At 74.5% G+C, this 2,027-nt stretch carries 1 protein-coding gene; it reads left to right on the forward strand.

Annotated elements, in window-relative coordinates; all coding sequences use genetic code 11:
• Positions 1–20 precede the first annotated feature (20 nt).
• Complete coding sequence (locus FNH09_RS46250; protein ID WP_152895854.1) at positions 21–2,006, forward strand: glycoside hydrolase family 127 protein; 1,986 nt, start codon at positions 21–23, stop codon at positions 2,004–2,006.
• Positions 2,007–2,027: the final 21 nt, after the last annotated feature.

Consider the following 2,027-nt stretch of genomic DNA (forward strand, 5'->3'; position numbering starts at 1 on the left):
CTCCCACCTCCCGGAGAGCCATGCCCCGCACTCGCCCCGCCCTGCCCCCGACGGGCCCGGTCCGCCTCGGCCCGGACGCCCGTACCGCACTGCGGCCCGCCGTCGCCGAGGTGAGCTCCGGCTTCTGGCACACCCGCCGCGAGGTCAACGCGCACACCTCGATCCCCCAGGGCCCCGGCCTGCTGGAGTCCGCCGGGAACCTGCACAACCTGCGGCTGGCGGCGCCCGCGCCGGAGGCGCTGTCGGATGCCGTGGCCCAGGGCGACTTCCGGGGCGCCTACCCCTTCGCCGACACCGACGTCTACAAGTGGCTGGAGGCCGCCGCCTGGCAGCTGGCCCAGGAGCCCGCCGCGGCCCAGGAGCCCACCGCGGAGCTGGCGGCCCATACCGACCGGATCGTCGCGCTGGTCGCGGACGCCCAGCAGCCCGACGGCTACCTCAACACCTGGTTCCAGCTCCGCCGGGGCGGCGAGCGCTACCAGGACCTGCGCTGGGGGCACGAGCTGTACTGCGCGGGCCATCTGATCCAGGCGGCGGTGGCCCACCACCGGGCCACCGGACGGGACGAACTGCTCACCGTGGCACGCCGGTTCGCCGACCATCTGGACGCCACCTTCGGGCCGCCCGGCAGCGGCCGGCCGATCGACGGCGTCGACGGCCACCCCGAGGTGGAGACCGCCCTGGTCGAGCTGTATCGGGAGACCGGCGAACGGCGCTACCTCGATCTCGCCGGCTACTTCGTCGACCGCTACGGCCACGGCCTGCTCGGCGGCGAGGCCTACTGCCAGGACCGGGTACCGCTGCGCGAGGCGACCGACGTCGAGGGACACGCCGTACGCCAGCTGTATCTGCTGGCCGGGGCGACGGACCTGGCCACCGAGACCGGCGACGCCGGGCTGCGCGCCGCCGCCGAACGGCTGTGGCGGGCCATGACCGCCACCAAGACGCACCTCACCGGCGGCCTGGGCGCCCACCACGACGAGGAGGACTTCGGCGACCCGTTCGAACTGCCCACCGAACGCGCCTACTGCGAGACCTGCGCCGCCGTCGCCTCCGTCCAGTGGAGCTGGCGCCTGGCCCTGCTCACCGGCGAGAGCCGCTACGGCGACCTGATCGAACGCACCCTCTACAACGGCTTCCTGGCGGGCGTCTCGCTGGACGGCGAGAGCTGGCTCTACGTCAATCCGCTCCAGGTCCGCGACGGGCACACCGACCCCGGCGGCGACCAGTCGGCCCGCCGCACCCGCTGGTTCCGCTGCGCGTGCTGCCCGCCGAACGCGATGAGGCTGCTCGCGTCCCTCGGGCACTATCTCTCGTCCGTCGACGCGGACGGCCTCCAGATCCACCAGTACGTCACCGGCCGCTACCGCGGCGACCTCGACGGCACACCCGTCACCGTGGCCGCCGAGACCGACTACCCCTGGCACGGCGTGATCTCCCTGACGGTGGAGGACACCCCGCGGGACCGGCCCTGGACCCTGTCGCTACGTATCCCGCAGTGGTGCAGTGAGTACCGCGTGCGGCACGGGTCCCGGACGTACGACCGGACGGACGCCCCGGTCACGGACGGCTGGCTGCGGCTGACCGGGACGTGGGCCCCGGGCGACCGGGTCGCCCTGGAACTCGGTCTGGAACCCCGCCTCACCGCGGCCGATCCGCGCGCGGACGCCGTACGCGGCTGCGTCGCGGTGGAACGCGGACCGCTCGTGTACTGCCTGGAACAGGTGGACCACCCGGGCGGCGGCCTGGACGACATCGTCCTCGACCCGACCCGTCCGCTCGCCGTGAAGAACCGCCCCGACCTGCTCGGCGGTGTCACCACGGTGGTGGCCGCCGGACACCGCCGGCCGCTCCCGGACACCGGCTGGTGGCCGTACCGGCCCGCCGGAGCGGCAGCCGGTGCCGGGCGTCCGGCGGGCGACCCCGTCGAGCTGACCGCGATCCCCTACTACGCCTGGGCCAACCGGCGGGACGGCAGCATGCGCGTCTGGCTGCCGACCTCCTGAACCCAACCGGCCTCCCCCGCC

It is taken from the genome of Streptomyces adustus (assembly GCF_009377175.1).
GTDB lineage: Bacteria > Actinomycetota > Actinomycetes > Streptomycetales > Streptomycetaceae > Streptomyces > Streptomyces adustus.

Bases quoted from the DNA above. Each gene is read 5' to 3' on its own strand.
- FNH09_RS46250 (WP_152895854.1), top strand. From the start codon at position 21: ATGCCCCGCACTCGCCCCGCCCTGCCCCCGACGGGCCCGGTCCGCCTC.